At 37.1% G+C, this 17,211-nt stretch carries 17 protein-coding genes; 12 read left to right on the forward strand and 5 right to left on the reverse strand.

The window, feature by feature from the left end; translation table 11 throughout:
• Positions 1-4: 4 nt before the first annotated feature.
• The 3 genes from ACIQ38_RS03255 to ACIQ38_RS03265 form a co-directional block, all read right to left on the reverse strand.
• The gene (locus tag ACIQ38_RS03255) at positions 5-1,132 is read right to left on the reverse strand and encodes a M20 peptidase aminoacylase family protein (protein ID WP_402817897.1); all 1,128 of its coding nucleotides are present in this window, start codon (positions 1,130-1,132) and stop codon (positions 5-7) included.
• Entirely contained in the window at positions 1,129-1,986 is an 858-nt protein-coding gene (locus ACIQ38_RS03260) for a MurR/RpiR family transcriptional regulator (RefSeq protein ID WP_402817900.1), read from the reverse strand. Before ACIQ38_RS03260 ends, ACIQ38_RS03255 begins: the two co-directional genes overlap by 4 nt.
• A 164-nt stretch (positions 1,987-2,150) precedes the next feature.
• Positions 2,151-2,300 (reverse strand): hypothetical protein, encoded by a 150-nt coding sequence (locus tag ACIQ38_RS03265; protein WP_402817903.1) that lies wholly within the window; start codon positions 2,298-2,300, stop codon positions 2,151-2,153.
• Positions 2,301-2,561: 261 nt separating this feature from the next.
• Here ACIQ38_RS03265 and ACIQ38_RS03270 point away from each other — a divergent pair, with 261 nt between their 5' ends.
• The 3 genes from ACIQ38_RS03270 (at position 2,562) to ACIQ38_RS03280 (ending at position 4,527) form a co-directional block, all read left to right on the forward strand.
• A complete protein-coding gene (locus tag ACIQ38_RS03270; RefSeq protein ID WP_402817906.1) occupies positions 2,562-2,756 on the forward strand; it encodes a hypothetical protein in 195 nt (64 codons plus the stop codon).
• Between the two features lie 204 nt (positions 2,757-2,960).
• A complete protein-coding gene (gene guaC, locus ACIQ38_RS03275; protein ID WP_402817909.1) occupies positions 2,961-3,944 on the forward strand; it encodes a GMP reductase in 984 nt (327 codons plus the stop codon).
• Positions 3,945-4,098: 154 nt separating this feature from the next.
• Complete coding sequence (locus ACIQ38_RS03280; protein ID WP_402817912.1) at positions 4,099-4,527, forward strand: VOC family protein; 429 nt, start codon at positions 4,099-4,101, stop codon at positions 4,525-4,527.
• A 90-nt stretch (positions 4,528-4,617) separates the two neighbouring features.
• Here the strand turns inward: ACIQ38_RS03280 and ACIQ38_RS03285 are convergent, their stop codons facing one another.
• A complete protein-coding gene (locus tag ACIQ38_RS03285) occupies positions 4,618-5,967 on the reverse strand; it encodes an FAD-binding oxidoreductase (RefSeq protein WP_402817915.1) in 1,350 nt (449 codons plus the stop codon).
• A gap of 109 nt (positions 5,968-6,076) precedes the next feature.
• Between ACIQ38_RS03285 and ACIQ38_RS03290 the strand changes: the two genes are divergently transcribed.
• The 8 genes from ACIQ38_RS03290 to ACIQ38_RS03325 all read left to right on the forward strand — a co-directional run bounded on the left by ACIQ38_RS03290 (position 6,077) and on the right by ACIQ38_RS03325 (position 14,407).
• Positions 6,077-6,745, forward strand: coding sequence for a GntR family transcriptional regulator (locus ACIQ38_RS03290; RefSeq protein ID WP_402817918.1), 669 nt, complete (start codon positions 6,077-6,079; stop codon positions 6,743-6,745).
• Positions 6,742-7,764, forward strand: coding sequence for a DctP family TRAP transporter solute-binding subunit (locus ACIQ38_RS03295; RefSeq protein WP_402817921.1), 1,023 nt, complete (start codon positions 6,742-6,744; stop codon positions 7,762-7,764). Before ACIQ38_RS03290 ends, ACIQ38_RS03295 begins: the two co-directional genes overlap by 4 nt.
• A gap of 29 nt (positions 7,765-7,793) precedes the next feature.
• Positions 7,794-8,288: a TRAP transporter small permease gene (locus ACIQ38_RS03300; RefSeq protein WP_402817924.1), complete on the forward strand. Its 495-nt coding sequence runs from the start codon at positions 7,794-7,796 to the stop codon at positions 8,286-8,288.
• Positions 8,285-9,568, forward strand: a complete 1,284-nt coding sequence (locus tag ACIQ38_RS03305) for a TRAP transporter large permease (protein WP_402817927.1) — start codon at positions 8,285-8,287, stop codon at positions 9,566-9,568. Before ACIQ38_RS03300 ends, ACIQ38_RS03305 begins: the two co-directional genes overlap by 4 nt.
• 22 nt (positions 9,569-9,590) lie before the next feature.
• On the forward strand, positions 9,591-10,745 hold the full coding sequence (locus ACIQ38_RS03310) for an aminotransferase class I/II-fold pyridoxal phosphate-dependent enzyme (RefSeq protein ID WP_402817931.1): 1,155 nt from the start codon (positions 9,591-9,593) through the stop codon (positions 10,743-10,745).
• 143 nt (positions 10,746-10,888) lie between these two features.
• The gene (locus ACIQ38_RS03315; protein ID WP_402817934.1) at positions 10,889-11,251 is read left to right on the forward strand and encodes a MerR family transcriptional regulator; all 363 of its coding nucleotides are present in this window, start codon (positions 10,889-10,891) and stop codon (positions 11,249-11,251) included.
• 17 nt (positions 11,252-11,268) lie between these two features.
• Positions 11,269-12,771, forward strand: coding sequence for a class I adenylate-forming enzyme family protein (locus ACIQ38_RS03320; RefSeq protein WP_402817937.1), 1,503 nt, complete (start codon positions 11,269-11,271; stop codon positions 12,769-12,771).
• A 1-nt stretch (position 12,772) separates the two neighbouring features.
• Complete coding sequence (locus ACIQ38_RS03325) at positions 12,773-14,407, forward strand: acyl-CoA dehydrogenase family protein (RefSeq protein ID WP_402817940.1); 1,635 nt, start codon at positions 12,773-12,775, stop codon at positions 14,405-14,407.
• Positions 14,408-14,574: 167 nt separating this feature from the next.
• Here the strand turns inward: ACIQ38_RS03325 and ACIQ38_RS03330 are convergent, their stop codons facing one another.
• Positions 14,575-15,480: an LCP family glycopolymer transferase gene (locus ACIQ38_RS03330; protein ID WP_402817943.1), complete on the reverse strand. Its 906-nt coding sequence runs from the start codon at positions 15,478-15,480 to the stop codon at positions 14,575-14,577.
• Between the two features lie 197 nt (positions 15,481-15,677).
• Here ACIQ38_RS03330 and ACIQ38_RS03335 point away from each other — a divergent pair, with 197 nt between their 5' ends.
• Positions 15,678-17,033 (forward strand): glucose-6-phosphate isomerase, encoded by a 1,356-nt coding sequence (locus ACIQ38_RS03335; RefSeq protein WP_402817946.1) that lies wholly within the window; start codon positions 15,678-15,680, stop codon positions 17,031-17,033.
• Positions 17,034-17,211: the final 178 nt, after the last annotated feature.

Raw genomic sequence — 17,211 nt, forward strand, 5'->3', positions numbered from 1 at the left:
TAGTTTACTCCTTTGTTCGAAAAGTACCAATGATCGTACGGGCTAGAATTTCAATGCCAGTTATAATGCTTTCTTGGTTAAACGTCATATCTGGATGATGTAATCCTGGAGTTAAATCGCATCCTAATCCAAGCATCGTCGCCTTGATGTGAGGTCTTTTTAATGTATAAAAATGAAAGTCTTCTCCGCCTGGTGTAACGATAGGAGGGGTATAATAATTTTGACCAATCGTATCGATAATTGCCCTTTTCATCAATTCCACAGCGGAATCATCCACTTCAGCTGCCGCAATTTCTGTTTCAATTTGAAAATCGATCGTTATATTATTTAATGTAGCAACCGAACTAATGGCGTGCTCTACTTTAGTGATCAATTCATTCATTGCACTATTTGATTGCGCCCTAGCATCGATACTAAACTCAGCGTTACCAGGAATAATATTAGCAGATTCCCCGCCAGCTTGGAATTTTGTCAGTTTTGCAGAATAAGACATCATCGGATCAAGATATATCGCTTGTATTGCTTGCACCATTTGCGCACCGACCTCAATGGCATTAACTCCAAGATGTGGCCTAGCACCATGTGCTTCTATACCATGTATCTTTCCACTAATTAATTTTGCAGCACCGTGCAAAATGGCTGGAGCAGCAAAACCGTTTCTAATTTCTTGAATTGGGCGTAAATGCACACCGTACAAATAGTCAATATCATCGACTAAGCCTTTATTGATATAAGAAAGAGCGCCTGTACCTTTTTCCTCCGCTGGCTGAAATAATACTTTTAATGTACCTTCTTTAGGAATGCCTAATTTTTTCAATAAAAGAAGCGTCCCTAATGCCATCGTCATATGTGCGTCATGTCCGCAAGAATGATTGGCTTGAAACTGTCCATTCACTTCTTGCCAAAGAGCGTCCATATCTGTTCGAAGTCCAACACATGGTTTCCCGCTTCCAATAGTTACAACTAATCCGGTAGAATCATCAAAAGTGGTGACTTGGAAACCTTCTTGGATAAGAAAATCTTTCAAATAGGCAGTCGTTAAAAACTCTTTCCAGCTAATTTCAGGGTTGGCATGAAGATGTTGAAATACTGCTTCCACTGTCGGTTTTATATCTAATAACGCTTGTTTCATAATAGATCCTTTCCTTCCTCGAATAGAAAATGACTCGGAATCGTTTCATATAGCGCTTGCCTTTTCATGAAATCCTCTTTCTGTTCCACGATTAAACCAGCAACAATTGAATTCATAAACGAAAAGAGGGGAGAGACAGCATCTAAAGTAGATTTGTTTGCTGCATAAATAGGAAATAATACATCACTATAAGCATGGATTGGCGCTAAGATGGAGTCACTTATTCCTATAATATATGACTTTTGGTTTCGTATAAGCCCGGCTATTTGAATCGTTTCTTTTAAATAACGATGGAATGAAATAATAATGACTACAGAATGCTCATCCATTTGTGTAATAGTACGGATAACATCTTCTGTATCAGGTCTCATAAAATGGACATTTTCTTTTACTAACCCTAACGAAAAGGAAAGCCAATTAGCCGCCGAATAAGAAGATCGAAGACCGAGTACATAGACAGATTTCGCATTGGATAAACGCCCGATGGCTGCCTGATAGGCCTGTTCATCTATTTGATTCATTGTCGTTAAAATAGATTCCCGGTCTTGTTCCATTACTTGTTTATGGAAACTGTTATTTTTGGGAATAACCATTTTCGACTGTTGATAACTCGTTAAACTACTTTCTTTAAAAAATTGCTCGCGAACTAATTTTTGTAGTTCCGTATAACCAGAAAAACCAAGTGCAGTCGAAAAGCGAATAACAGTGGATTCACTAACTCCAATCTTGGAACCGAATTCTGCTGCAGCATATAAGGCAATGTCATTCGGATGGTCTAATACGTAGTTCGCAACTTTCTTTTGACTTTTCGACATACCTTTAAAATGTTCACGTATTAAATCTAGTAATACCAAAGCTCAAACTCCTTTGTGAAGGGAAATCATCATTTTATTAAAAATATGAAGTATTCACTTCATTTTGACATTTATAAATTTATCACAATATTCAGCGGAATTCAATATATTAATTTCAATCTATTAAAAAATCCCCACGAGTGGTGGGGAAGAACACAAAAGTATTAGGATTTGTTATTAGTTTCAATAGAATTTTCCTTTTCTTCTTCTAGGTTGTAGACTGGTCCTCCTTCTCCAATCATATTCAGAGAAGCAATGACATCTAAATCTTTTCGCATAGCCAACTCTTCTGGATCGATTGGATTTGAATACATAACACTCTCCTCCTTCACCGTTATATTACTAGTATATTAATGGAACCTGAAAATGTTTGATGGCATGCTAACTTTAATTGTATATATTTGAACGTATAAGCAGATCAAACACCTAAAATTTAAATTTGATCACCCAAAAGCGCTTAAAATGACATTTTGAATAAATATTGTAATCTAAAATACCGTTCTCTTAATTTATATTAAATTCCGACATTTGAAATAACTTAAAAGTCAATTACAATGGAAATTAAATGAAAGGAGATGAAAAAACTGTCGACCGAACAATTTGTAAAAGTAATGAATCACAGCATACAAAGAGTAGAGAAATCAGTGGAAGAGATGGAACGTCATACAACGATAACAAAAACAGAGCAAGTACAATTAATGCAAGCAGTACTGGAATTAGCAGACAGAATAAAAGCAATCGAGACACATGTTAACATGATGAACAATTAGAGGGGGACTTCTTCTCGGTATTCGCTAGGTGTTTCAAATGCATTTCTATTAATATAGCAAACGTATAAAAAGGGTCTATATGGACTCTTTTTTTATTTTCAAACAGTAATCGATTGACATACAACTGAAAATGCTGTAAATTACCCAATGGACGAACAATTTTGTTTTTCCTAAAACTAATATTCGTATTTTGGAGTGTGAAATATGGAAAACGTATTTGATTATGAAGATATTCAATTAATTCCGGCAAAATGTATCGTAAATAGCCGATCAGAATGTGATACAACTGTAACTTTAGGTGGGCATAAGTTTAAGTTGCCTGTAGTACCTGCCAATATGCAGACGATTATAGACGAAAAAATTGCAAATTACTTAGCAGAAAATGGTTACTTCTATATTATGCATCGTTTTGAACCAGAGACACGTATCGCTTTTACAAAAGATATGCAGTCCCGTGGATTAATCGCATCAATTAGCGTAGGTGTTAAAGAAGAAGAATATGCATTTATTGAACAACTAGCAACGGAACAAATTACACCAGATTTTATCACAATTGATATTGCACATGGTCATTCCAATGCAGTAATTGCAATGATTCAACATATTAAAAAGCATTTACCGAAAAGTTTTGTTATCGCAGGAAATGTAGGAACTCCAGAAGCAGTAAGAGAACTAGAAAATGCCGGAGCTGACGCTACAAAAGTAGGGATTGGACCAGGTAAAGTATGTATTACGAAGATTAAAACGGGATTCGGAACTGGCGGTTGGCAATTAGCTGCACTACGCTGGTGTGCAAAAGCGGCAAGCAAGCCGATTATTGCAGACGGTGGAATTCGTACACATGGTGATATCGCTAAATCCGTACGCTTTGGTGCATCGATGGTCATGATTGGTTCACTATTTGCAGGGCATGAGGAATCTCCAGGTAATACAATTGAAAAAGACGGAAAACGTTATAAAGAATATTTCGGTTCTGCTTCTGAATTCCAAAAAGGCGAAAAGAAAAACGTAGAAGGCAAGAAAATGTTCGTTGAGCATAAAGGTTCTTTACAAGATACACTTACTGAAATGGAACAAGATCTTCAATCTTCTATTTCATATGCAGGTGGCAATAAATTAGAAGCAATTCGTAACGTAGATTACGTAATCGTAAAAAACTCCATTTTCAACGGGGATAAAGTATATTAATAATAGCTAATAGATGGGAGTGAGATTTATTTCTCGCTCCCTTTTTAGTTGAAAGTAGTCTTAGTTATAGATATTATTTTCAAAAACCAAATGGTACAATTATATTGTCATTCGCCATTGAATGAATAATTCGATAATAAGAGGAGTGTGTCAAATGGCTGTAGATATTTATCTTAACTTTAATGGAAATTGTCGCGAGGCTGCGGAGTTTTATGCAGAAGTTTTTAAAACGGAAAAACCACAAATTATGACTTTCGGTGAGGCACCTCAACATCCAGACTATGCTTTACCAGAAGAAGCAAAAGATTTAGTTATGCACACTCGACTAAATATTAACGGGAGTAATGTGATGTTTTCGGATACATTCCCAGGTTCTCCTTTTATTCAAGGAAATAATATTAGCTTAGCGTTCGTTAGCAAAAATGAAGAAGACATTCAAGCAGCTTTTGAAGCACTAAAAGAAGGCGGAACCGTGACTATGGAGTTGCAAGAAACATTTTGGAGCAAATCCTACGGAGCACTGAAAGACAAGTTCGGAATCGAATGGCAATTTAGCCACGAAAGCGACGAATTAAAACAATAAAAAGTAATAAAAAGGCTGTTCAACAAAAAGTGTTGGACAGCCTTTAATGTTGCGAGAAATCCGTCAAACATTGCGCAAAACTTCAAATACTCAATAAAACATTTTCCCTGGATTCAATATCCCCTTCGGATCAAACAAAACTTTAACGGACTTCATCAATTCCACCGCGTCCCCGTGCTCGGTCACTTGATACTTCATCTTACCTAAACCAACCCCGTGCTCACCTGTACAAGTACCGCCGAGTTTAATAGCTTTTAGCGCAATTTGTTCATTCGTGTATTCGGCTTTTTCTATTTCCAGCGGGTCATTCGGATCATACATAACAAGAGTGTGGAAATTACCATCGCCAACATGGCCAAATACACCGCCAATCAGTCCGCTTTCTTCTATTAATTTCCGACCAAAAACGACCATTTCTGCTAATTTGGAAATAGGCACGCAAGCATCAGAGCCTGTTGATACTTTACCTTTAATGTGTTTATAGGCATAAGCCATTTCATGTCTAGCTTTCCATAAATCTGCTCTTTCTTTAGAAGAATTAGCACGCACCCAGTTATTGCAACCTAACTCGTTCATTAGTTCCTCTACTACCGTCGCTTCTTCTTCTACAATGTTTGGGGCACCGGCGAACTCGAAAAACAATGAGTGTTCTACTGGGAATGTATAACCTCCATATTCATTGACTTGCTTAATGCTTTCCGCATCCACAAGTTCCATGCGCATTACTTGAATTCCGCTTGATAAAACGACTTGAGCTGCTTCGGCACACTCACCAGGTGTTTGGTAGGTACAACGTGCCGCTAATACTTTTTCAGGAATGCCATGCAATTTCACAGTAATTTTTGTTATAACACCGAGTGTACCTTCGGATCCTGTGAATATTCCGTTCAAATGATAGCCAGAGGAGGATTTCTTGGCTTTTGAACCTGTATGTATTACTTTACCGTTTGCAAGAACGACTTCCAAATCGAGTACTTGATCGCGCATCGAACCATATCTTACTGCAGTTGTTCCGCTTGCATTTGTTGCGACCATTCCGCCAATGGATGCATCAGCACCTGGATCAATCGGGAAGTATAGCCCATACTTATTCACATATTCATTCAGTTGAAGGCGAGTGATTCCAGGTTCTACTGTGATCATTAAATCTTCAGGCGAAAACTCTATTACTTTATTCATACGGTCGAAATTTAAAGAAATGCCTTTATGAACGGGGATTGCCTGTCCTTCCAAACCAGAACCTGCACCAAATGGAGTAACTGCAATATCTTGTTCATTTGCATAGTGAAGTACTTTTACTACATCGTCTACATTTTCAGGAAAGACAACGAAATCTGGTTCTACATAAGGATGGGAGGATTCATCTCTGCTATGTCGATAAAGCTCTGATTCGCTTTTACTCACTTTTTCATTTCCAAAAAGTTGAATAATTTCTGCCATTATCACTTTTAATCACCTAACTTTTAAAAGATTCTAAAATTTATATTTACAAGTAGAATAGCATAATATATTATGCTTGTATACAGTATACAGAAGGGAGTGATTCAATTTGAAAAAAATTATGCAAAAAGAATCGCTTGCAGATCAAGCTTTTAACAGTATTAAAGATGCAATCATTGCAGGAAAACTTGCACAACAAGAGGAGTTACCAGAAGAAAAGTTGGCTACCGATTTAGGGATTAGTAGGACTCCCATTCGTGAAGCTTTGAAGCGACTCGCAGCGGAGGGACTTGTTCAAATGAATAAAGCAAAGCCAGCCACTGTTGCAACATTTACGAAAGATAATGCTTTGCATTATATGGAAATCAGGAAATTATTAGAAATCCATAATATCGAAAAAAATGCGGATCGACTATCTGATCAAGTGCTGTATGAATTAAATAAAAACTTGGAAGGACAATTAGAAGCAATTGAATCCAATCAGTACAATACGTTTATGGATTACGATCGTGCATTCCATTTACAACTTGCAAACATTGGAGACAATGTAAAATTAGCTGATCTAATCAGCCAAATGAATACGGGGGTTAATAGAGCCTTTTTATTTCTGTCCAACACATTGCCCGTAAGTGCAAAAGACGCTTACATGGAACATGTGAAAATTGTCCAAGCGCTTCAAAAGCAAGAAAAAGAACTAGCTAAACAACTAATGATCTTACATCTAGAAAATGTAGAAAGAAGATTTTTAAATTACTATACTGGGGAGGAAAAGAAATGAAAAAATTAGTGGCTTTATTATTAGTAACTGTGTTAGCGCTTACAGCATGTGGAAGACCAACAAGTAATTCAACTAGTGTGAAAGGGGAAGAGCAAGACGCATATACAATTCGTATTGCCTATTTAGTTTCAGAGGAGCAATCTTCTCACTTAGCTGCAAAGACATATAAAGAAACACTTGAAAAAGAATCGGATGGTCGCTTAAAAGTAGAGTTATATCCAAATGGACAACTATATCCATCTGACCGTGAAGCAATCGAAGCAGTTCAACTTGGAAACGTGGAAATGACAATTCCAGCGGTAGCACCATTAGCATCATTTAACAAAAAGTTTATGGTATTTGACTTGCCGTTTTTATTTGATAATAATGAAGCCGCATATCGTGCACTAGATGGAGAACTTGGAAAACAATTATTAGCGGAACTGGAAAACAATGATTTGAAAGGGCTTGTGTTTGCCGAAAACGGTTTCCGTCATATGTCTAATAATAATGGGCCAATTCAAGGGACAGAGGATTTAAAAGGATTGAAATATCGTACACTTGAAAATCCAGTGCACACAGATACGTTTAAAGCGTTCGGTGCAAATGCATCACCATTCGCATTTGGTGAATTATATACGGCACTTCAGCAAAAAACATATGATGCAATGGAATCACCAATTTCGCTGTATTACACAAACAAGTTTTATGAAGTACAAGACTATTTAACGTTGACAAGCCACGTATACGCAGCAACGATTTTATTGATGAATAATGAATTTTATAATAGTTTACCAACGGATTTACAAGAGCTTGTAGTGAGAGCATCAGAAGAGTACCGAACAGAACAACGAAAAATTGCGCAAGAACAAGATGTGGAATTTTTAAATGATCTGAAAGAAAATGGAATGCAAGTAAATGAACTGACAGATGAACAACGCAATGAATTTAGAGAAGCAACGAAAACAGTTTATGATAAATATGTACCGGAAATCGGAGAAGACCTAGTAAATATGGCGAAGGATGCAAACAACAAATAAGCAGGTGAAAAAAGGATGGGGGAAGTAGTGTGTTAAAGAAATTTTCAAAGTTTGAAGAAATACTACTCGTTTTGTCACTTGCGGTTATGGTAGCACTAATTTTCGGTCAAGTAGTTGGAAGAAAAGTTTTTGATTCTGCTCCAAGTTGGACTGAGGAGTTGGCGAGATATATTCATATTTTCCAAGTATGGATTGGGGCAAGTTATGCGGTAAAATTACGACAGCATATACGAGTGGAAGCATTTATCACACGCTTCCACGGCGTGTTCCGCCAAATATTAGAAACGCTATCCATTCTCGTCTGGTTCATTATGGCGTTATTTCTTGCAGTATTTGGAACACAGCTTGTGTTAAGTAGTTTGAAACATGGGCAACTTGCTCCCGCTATGCAAATTCCAATTTGGATTGCATTTTTGGCGATTCCACTTGGCGGAGCAGGCATGGCAATTCGATTAATCGTTCAGTTAATTGAGGTATGGAAAGGTAATTATGAGAAACCGACTGATGAGGAGATGATTGTATGACAGTAGCATTATTATTTGGTACGTTGTTCATCTGTTTACTAATCGGTGTTCCAATTGCCATTTCACTTGGGGTATCTGCACTTGTTGCCATCTATTTTGGCTCTACATTACCTCTAGGGATCATTGCGCAAAAAGCATTTACATCTTTAGATTCATTTCCATTGTTAGCCATTCCCTTTTTCATGTTAGCAGGGGTGCTGATGAGTAAAGGTGGGGTATCGAAGCGATTGCTTGATATGGCAGCTGCAATGGTTGGATGGATCGTTGGAGGCCTTTCATTAGTAACGGTAGTTGCTTCGATGTTTTTCGCGGCGATTTCTGGTTCTGGTCCAGCGACTGTAGCGGCTATTGGTGGATTTATGATTCCTGAAATGAAAAATAAAAAGTACGACGGAGGATTCGCTGCTGCGGTATCTGCATCAGCGGGGTCTATTGGAGTTATTATTCCACCAAGCATTCCTTTCGTATTATATGGAGTTATTGGTAGTGTTTCTGTAGGAAGCATGTTTTTGGCAGGTATTCTACCAGGAATATTGATAGGGATAGGTTTGATGATTACTGCTTATCTTATTGCCAAAAAACGTGGCTATAAATCAGAAACAAATACTACTTTTTCATTTAAAGATGTATTAAAAGCTACATATGATGCAAAATGGGCACTTCTAATTCCAGTAATTATTTTAGGTGGAATTTACGGAGGATTTTTCTCGCCCACAGAGGCAGCAGTAGTAGCGGTAGTTTATTCGTTAATCGTAGGTTTATATGTATACAAAGAGTTAACTTGGAAATCGGTTTTTGAATGTTTCCGTGAAGCGGTTGTTATTAATGCAACAACGATGATTATTATCGGGCTTTCTGTTTCATTTGCCTATTTTATGACTTTAGAAAGAGTTCCGGATGATATTTCATTATTCTTATCGGAATTATCTACTAATCCAATTGTTATATTGATAGCAATTAATATTATTCTTTTAATAGTAGGTATGTTCATCGATACGATTTCTGCATTGGTTATTTTAACGCCTATTTTATTACCGATTGTTGTAGCAGTTGGAATTGACCCAATTCATTTTGGCGTTATTTTAGTCGCAAACTTGGCGATTGGATTTATCACACCACCACTTGGTGTAAATTTATTTGTAGCCTCTAGTGTTGGGAATGTAAAGTTTGAAAAAATAGTAATGGCTATAATCCCATTCTTATTTTCGATGATAATTTGTTTAATCGTTATTACATTTGTGCCAAGTCTATCACTGTGGCTTCCAGGATTTTTTAAGTAATCAGAAAGAAGGATGACAAATTATGCCTTTAAGCATTAATCCGCGTGCTAAAGCGCTTGAAGTACCAGGTATTCGGCAGTTTTCTAATCAATTGGTGAATTTTCCTGATGCAATCAATTTAACAATCGGACAGCCTGACTTTCCGACACCTATTTCTGTAAAAGAGGCAGGAATACGTGCAATCGAACAAGATTTAACTGGCTATTCTCATAATGCAGGATTATTAGAACTACGGGAAGCTGTTAGTCACTTTTTCATAACTAAATATGGATTTTCGTATGATCCACAGCATGAAGTGGTTATTACAAATGGTGCTAGTGAAGGAATAGATTCGATTTTCCGGACTATTTTAGAAGAAGGGGACGAGGTTATTTTACCAGCCCCAATCTATTCCGGATATGTGCCGATCATTGAATTATGCGGTGCAAAAGTTGTCTATTTAGACACAACCAAAACTGGACTACAGCCATCTGCTAAAGAACTAGAAAAGTTAATAACAGAAAAAACAAAAGCTATTCTATTTAATAATCCTTCTAATCCAACAGGGGTTGTCATCCAAAAAGAAATAATGGATGAGCTAGCTCAGATGCTGCAAAACAAAGATGTTTATATTCTTACAGATGAAATATATAGTGAAAATACGTTTACAGGATCCCATATCTCTCTCGCTTCATATAAAGAGCTTCGGGAAAAACTTTTTTATTTACATGGTGTTTCAAAATCCCATTCCATGACGGGATGGAGAATTGGTTTTGTCATGGGTCCAACTACTATTATGAAACAAGTAATGTTAGTGCATTCGTATAACTCTATTTGCGCGTCCTTGCCGGCTCAATACGCCGCAATCGAAGCACTGACGAATGCAAAAGATACACCTGAAGAAATGAATGTGGAATATGTGAAAAGACGTGACTATGTATATAACCGTTTAGTAGAAATGGGCTTGTCCGTTGAAAAGCCGAACGGTGCATTTTATATTTTTCCTTCCATTGAAAAATACGGCTTGAGTTCATTTGATTTTGCGACTAAGCTATTACATGAAAGCGGCGTTGCTGTTGTTCCGGGTAGTACATTTACACCTTATGGCGAAGGATATATTCGGATTTCATATGCTTATGCTATGCCAATTCTCATCGAAGGGCTAAATCGATTAGAGACATTTATAGATTCTCTTTAATATATGCAGACACTAGACTTCATAGTTTAGTGTCTGTTTTCTTTTTTCTGTCATTGAAAAAATTATTGCAAATTTACCTATTGAAGTTTACGTTAACGTAAATGGTAAGCTGGAAATAGAATCCTAAAGGGGTGGGGATCTGTATGAAAAGTATTTCAGAAGTTGCGAAAGAGTTTGGGGTGACGACACGCACAATACGATATTATGAGGAAATCGGATTACTCAAGCCAACTAGAAATGAAGGAAATCATAGGTTTTATGGACCTGCAGACTTAGTAAAACTAAAACTGATTCAAAGAGGGAAACAATTTGGGTTTCAACTAGATGAAATTAAAGAAATGGTACTATTGTTTGACCAGGATAGAACGGGTACACAACAACTGAAACGGACGATTGAATATGGAAAGCAACGCATTCATGAAATAGAAAACAAAATAATAGAATTAGAGGAAATGAAAGAAGAAATGGAAAAACTACTCATAATATTTTCGGAGAAATTAAAATAAAGGGGATTAAGTAAAAGATGAATCTATCTACTATTTTAGAAAATAACGCTAGAAAATATCCGGAAAACGAAGCTGTCATTGGCATGGGGCAACGTCTGACTTATAAAGTATTAAATGAACAGGTGGAGAAATTGGCAAAAGCATTGTTGAATAAAGGCATTTCAAAAGGTGATAAAATCGTTTTATTTATGCCCAATGTGCCAGAATTCATCGTTACTTATTTCGCAGTACATCGTATAGAGGCGATCATTGTACCGATAAATGCAAAATCAACATTAGCAGAAATTGAATATATATTGGAAAACTCAGATGCCAAAGGGTTAATTGTACATGATTTATTATTCCAGAGCGTTGTGCATTTAAATAGTGTTTATTTATTGATAAAGACAGGAGAAGAATATCCAGGTTGGCTATCCTTTGAAAAGCTACAGGTAGAAGCGGATGGAAAAGATTTACCTTACTCGCAAGCAAAAGAGGATGAACCTTGTACGATTTTATATACTTCTGGGACAACAGGTCAACCTAAAGGGGTATTATTTAGCCATCGAAATATATTAACAGTGGCGAAAATGATCTGTATTGAAATGGAGATGAAACCAGAAAGTAGACTGTTATTAATGATGCCTTTAAGCCATTCAGCTCCGCTCCATTTATTTTTAATGGCAGGCATGATTGTAGGGGCAACGCATGTATTAACGCCAACATTTACTCCGGAGCTTCTATTGAAAACGGTGCAAACGGAAAAGACGACTCATTTTTTCGGAGCACCCGTTGCATATTTATTAACAGGAAAAGATCCAAGTATAAGAGAAACAGATTTAACTTCGATGAAATGGTGGGTTTATGGGGGAGCACCACTTTCCAGTGGAGAAGTAAAATTTGTAAAAGAAGCATTCCAAACGGACAATCTTGTTTGTGTATACGGATTAACAGAAGCTGGTCCGAGCGGCACGCTGCTCTTAGGACATGAGCATGAGGCAAAAGCAGGCAGTATCGGCAAAAGAGCAGCACTATTTACAGAAATTCGTATTGTAAATGCAGATGGGAAAGATACTCAAGTAGATGAAGTTGGAGAAATTTATCTTCGCGGAGAGGGAACGATGCTCGGTTATTATAAAAATAAAGAAGCAACCCAAGCCACATTTGACGGAGATTGGTTAAAGACAGGGGATCTTGCGAGAATCGATGAAGATGGTTATATATTCATAGTGGATCGTAAAAAAGATTTAATAATTTCAGGTGGAGTGAATATTTATCCGAAAGAAATAGAGGACGTTATTATTACGCATGATGAATTGTCGGAAGTGGCAGTAATTGGAGTCCCACATGAAGAGTGGGGAGAAACTGTTAAAGTTTTTTACGCAGGAAGTCGTTTCATCGATTCAGACGAACTCAAGTCGTTTTTAAGCGGCAAGCTTGCTAGCTATAAAATTCCAAAACTGTTTGAACAAGTAGATGCTCTTCCGCGAAATACATCAGGAAAAATATTGAAGCAATCGCTAAGGAAAGGAGCCAATTAAAATGGAGCATAATAACTTCTATATATACGATGAAACGCTACACGATATATTAAAGACTAAGCTAGACGCAGATTTTCAATCTTTTGCAGAGATAGAACTAACTAAGTTTGGAGAGCTTGTAGCAAATGAAATAGATCAACGTGCACTTCATACGGATAGAGAAGGAGAGCCAAAGCTTATAAAATATGACAGATTCGGCGATGATCAGTCATTCGTTTGGGTAAATGAAGGCTATAAACAGACAGTGAAAGAAACGTATGAAACGGGGATTGTCGGTTATTTGCATAAAGATATTCCGGAACTCGGGCATAAAGGAAATTATGTATATAGCTTTGCTCAAGGGTATTTATTGTCCCAAGCGGAGCCAGGTTTTTATTGTCCTGTCACTTTGACGATGGCCACTAGTTTTTTACTAGACCATTATGCAACTAGTGAAGTAAGGGAACGATTCCTACCTCATGTAGCTGCTACAGGTGACGTAGAACTATATGAAGGGGCTACATTTTTAACGGAGCGGCAAGGGGGTTCCGATGTAGGAGCAAATGTAGTGAAAGCTGTCGAGGATGGGGAGCATTTTCGTTTATATGGCGAGAAGTATTTCGCTTCTAATGCAGGTATGGCAGGGGTTGCAATGGTTCTTGCTAGAAAAGAGAATGCCCCAAGTGGCTCCAAAGGGCTTACTTTATTTGCGGTACCTTGGAGAAATGAAGATAATACTTTAAACGGTATAAAAATTAGACGGCTAAAGGATAAATTAGGAGTTCGAGCAGTTCCAAGCGGTGAAGTAGAATTTGATGGTGCTGTCGGATATGTAGTAGGTGATCCAACAAATGGGCTTAAATATATGCTAGAGGCACTAAATTTATCTAGAATTTGCAATACAGTCGCTTCACTGGGGATTATGCGTCGTGCTTACAATGAAGCATTTTCATATGCGGAGAAGCGGACTGCTTTTGGAAGTAAGCTAAACGAGTTTCCAATGGTACAAGATTCTCTAGGACGCTTACGTGCAAAATTGGAAATCGAATTATATGCCACTTTCGAATTAATCGTACTTTACGATCGGGTCGTCAGTGGAGCAGCATCGGAGGAAGAAATCCTATTAAATCGACTGCTAATTGCATTATTGAAAAAAGAAACAGCAGAACAAGCAATTCATTTTGCACATGAAGCTATCGAAATGCATGGAGGAAATGGATACATTGAAGATTTTGTAACACCACGATTATTACGGGATGCGCAAGTGTTAACTGTTTGGGAAGGCACAGCCAATATACTAGCATTAGAGCTAGTGCGACTAGTGAATAAATTTGATATACACAAATTGTTTATAGACAATTTAGAAAGTCGCCTAACGAAGTGTGGGGACTCTAGTTTAGTAGAAATCGTTGCATCTAAATTAGCTGAATTAAAAGAAGAACTTCATGTATTTGCAAACATAGATGATGCCCTGCAAACATTTGAAGCGAAAAGGTTGGCTCAAAAGATGGTCCGCGTGTTCGAGAGTGTCATTGCTGTGGAAATAGAAAGCAAGCCTCATATTGGTTTACTAAGTACTATTTTTATAGAAGATACTTGGTCATTGCGAAAGGTGGGAGATGCAATGGTGACGTGTGAATGGTTTCAGAAAAAATAGTAATAGATCGCTTCCTCCGTTCATTATTTCAGCGGTGGAAGCGATCTATTTTTAATTGGTTGCTCTCGAATGTTATTTAGCTGCTTTGAACTATCATTCAGTTGCCTTCGAAAACTAATGAGTTGCCCCCATACATCAATTGGTCTCCCTAAGCCAAAATTTAGATACTAGTCGATTTCCAAATGCTCTTTCAACTTGAGCGTTATTTGCGCAAGTTCTTCCTCATCCATTACATAATACCAAATCCCATCCATTCGTTTTCCTTCACCATGTTCAAAAGCAATCGTATCTATTTGATTCAATGCATTCTTGTAGCCTTTTTGAATATCTAACATTTGATCTAAGGTCATATTGGTACGGATATTCTGCTCGAAAATGTTTAACAGCTCTTTATAATTCAGCAAACTATTAATGGAAGCACCTTTTTTTAAAACAGCTTGCAGTACTTGCTTTTGTCTAGCTTGTCTACCGAAATCCCCTAGTGGATCACTCATTCGCATGCGCACATAACTAAGCGCTTGTTCCCCATTTAAGTGAATAGTTCCTTTATTAAAAGTAAACTCATCTTCTGTAAAAGCAGTTGTATTTTCAACTGACACTCCGCCTACTACCTCTACTATTTGTAGGAAGCTTTCCATATTAACTTGAACGACGTAGTCAATCGGGATATTCAGTAGTTTTTCAACGGAGTGGAGGGACATGTCGATCCCACCAAAAGCGTAGGCGTGATTTATCTTATCAACCTTATCCATTCCGACCATTTCGGTATATGTATCTCTCGGAATACTGACCATTTTAATGGAGTTCGTCGATGGATTAACAGTCAAAACAATCATCGTATCAGAACGTCCGACATCTTCCTCCCGTTCATCTACACCTAGTAAAAGCAAAGAGAAAGGCTCTTTCTTTACTAACTCCACATCATTTTCTCTTAATATAGAAGTTTTCCGAATTTCCGGCGCTTGAATTGATTCCATCGCAACAGAGACGTCGTTATACAAAACACTTGCATATATAACACCTCCAAGTAGGAAACAGGCAATTAGCGTAATCCAAATTATTCTTTTTGACATGCGGGCCCTCGATTCTGTTATTAGAAACGTATGTTTATATGTATGAATGAATAGAAAGAATTAGTAATGGTAGTATGTATAAAATCTCACTTGTTTAACCCTAAAGTACCTTCCTGCTTCTTTAAGAGGAAAAGCCCACTGAAATATGCTAATATAGGGTGATAATATGAATTCGAAGCTTGCAGGAGGAAATCCAATTGACTGTTACAAAACAAGCCTTCTCACTAAACTTTTCTTTACTTTCGAAGTTTATAAATGAAGAAGAAAAAAATAAATATACAAATATAATTAGTATGATACATGAAGAAATGCATTCACCAACAAGCAAGGACCGCGATGCATTAGGTTGGGTAGAACTAGCAATTAAAAAAGATCAACAAGAAATAGAGCAAATGCTGGCTGTTGCAAATGAAATAAGAACAAAATCTGCCGTATTGATCGTAATCGGTATTGGTGGATCGTATTTAGGAGCAAAAGCAGTGCAAGATGCATTGTCCCCTTATTTTTCTAAAAAAGTGGGAGAAACAGAAGTGATTTATGCAGGGCAAAATATGAGTGGAGCCTATATTAATCAACTACTTCAATATGTAGAAGACCGAGAAGTGTATGTAAATGTCATCTCTAAATCAGGAACAACGCTCGAACCTGCTATTTCGTTCCGAGTTATTAAGTCTTATATGAAAAAACGCTACGGTGAAGAAATAAAAAATAGAATTATTTTAACGACTGATCCGACAAATGGTTTACTGCGAAAGCTAGCACAAGAAGAAGGCTTTCGAAGCTTTGAAGTTCCAGCAGATGTAGGTGGACGCTTTTCAGTCCTAACGCCAGTTGGATTATTTCCATTAGCGGTAGGCGGAATCGATATTAGAGCTTTATTAGATGGTGCCAAACAAGCAACTAATGATTTAATGTTTTCCAATTACAAAGAAAATGAAGCATATGAATATGCCTTATCGAGATATTTACTCGAGAAAAAAGGATATATAATTGAAATAATGGCCTCTTTTGAGCCTTCTTTACGTAATGTATTTGAATGGTGGAAGCAACTATTCGGTGAAAGTGAAGGGAAAGACGAAAAAGGCATTTTCCCTGTTTCTGTTACATATACAACGGATTTACACTCGATTGGCCAGTATATTCAAGCTGGCAAACGCCAAATCTTTGAAACAATTTTACATGTACGCAATCAAAAAGAAGACTGCACAATTCAATTGGTAGAAAATAATTTTGATCAACTAAATTTCTTAGAAAACAAAACATTCCATGATATTAATACAATCGCGAAAAATAGTTCCATATTAGCGCATTATGATGGCGGGGTTCCTGTAATTCAAGTAGAGATTGATAAGCTAGATGAATACCATCTAGGATATTTACTTTATTTCTACGAAAAAGCATGCGCAATGAGCGCTTATTTATCAGAAGTAAATCCGTTCGACCAACCAGGAGTAGAGTCGTATAAAAATAATATTTTCGCTCTACTGAATAAACCAGGATATGAATCGTTGAAAGAAGAATTGGAAGAAAGACTTAGTGAGATTTTTGAGTGAGTGTGAGAGACATAAGGTCAGTACAAGGGAAATTTCCTTTGTATTGGCCTTTTTTGTAAGGGATAAGAGTGAAAACTGTCTAAAGAGCCTAGTGGGAATACATCTAGTTAAGCGATCTAGCCTTTAGTTGGAAAAATGAGAGTGTTAGTTGGAAAAATACTTTAGTTGTAAAACCCAG

The sequence above is a fragment of the Psychrobacillus sp. NPDC096389 genome, assembly GCF_044762855.1.
In the GTDB taxonomy this organism is placed as follows: Bacteria; Bacillota; Bacilli; order Bacillales_A; family Planococcaceae; genus Psychrobacillus.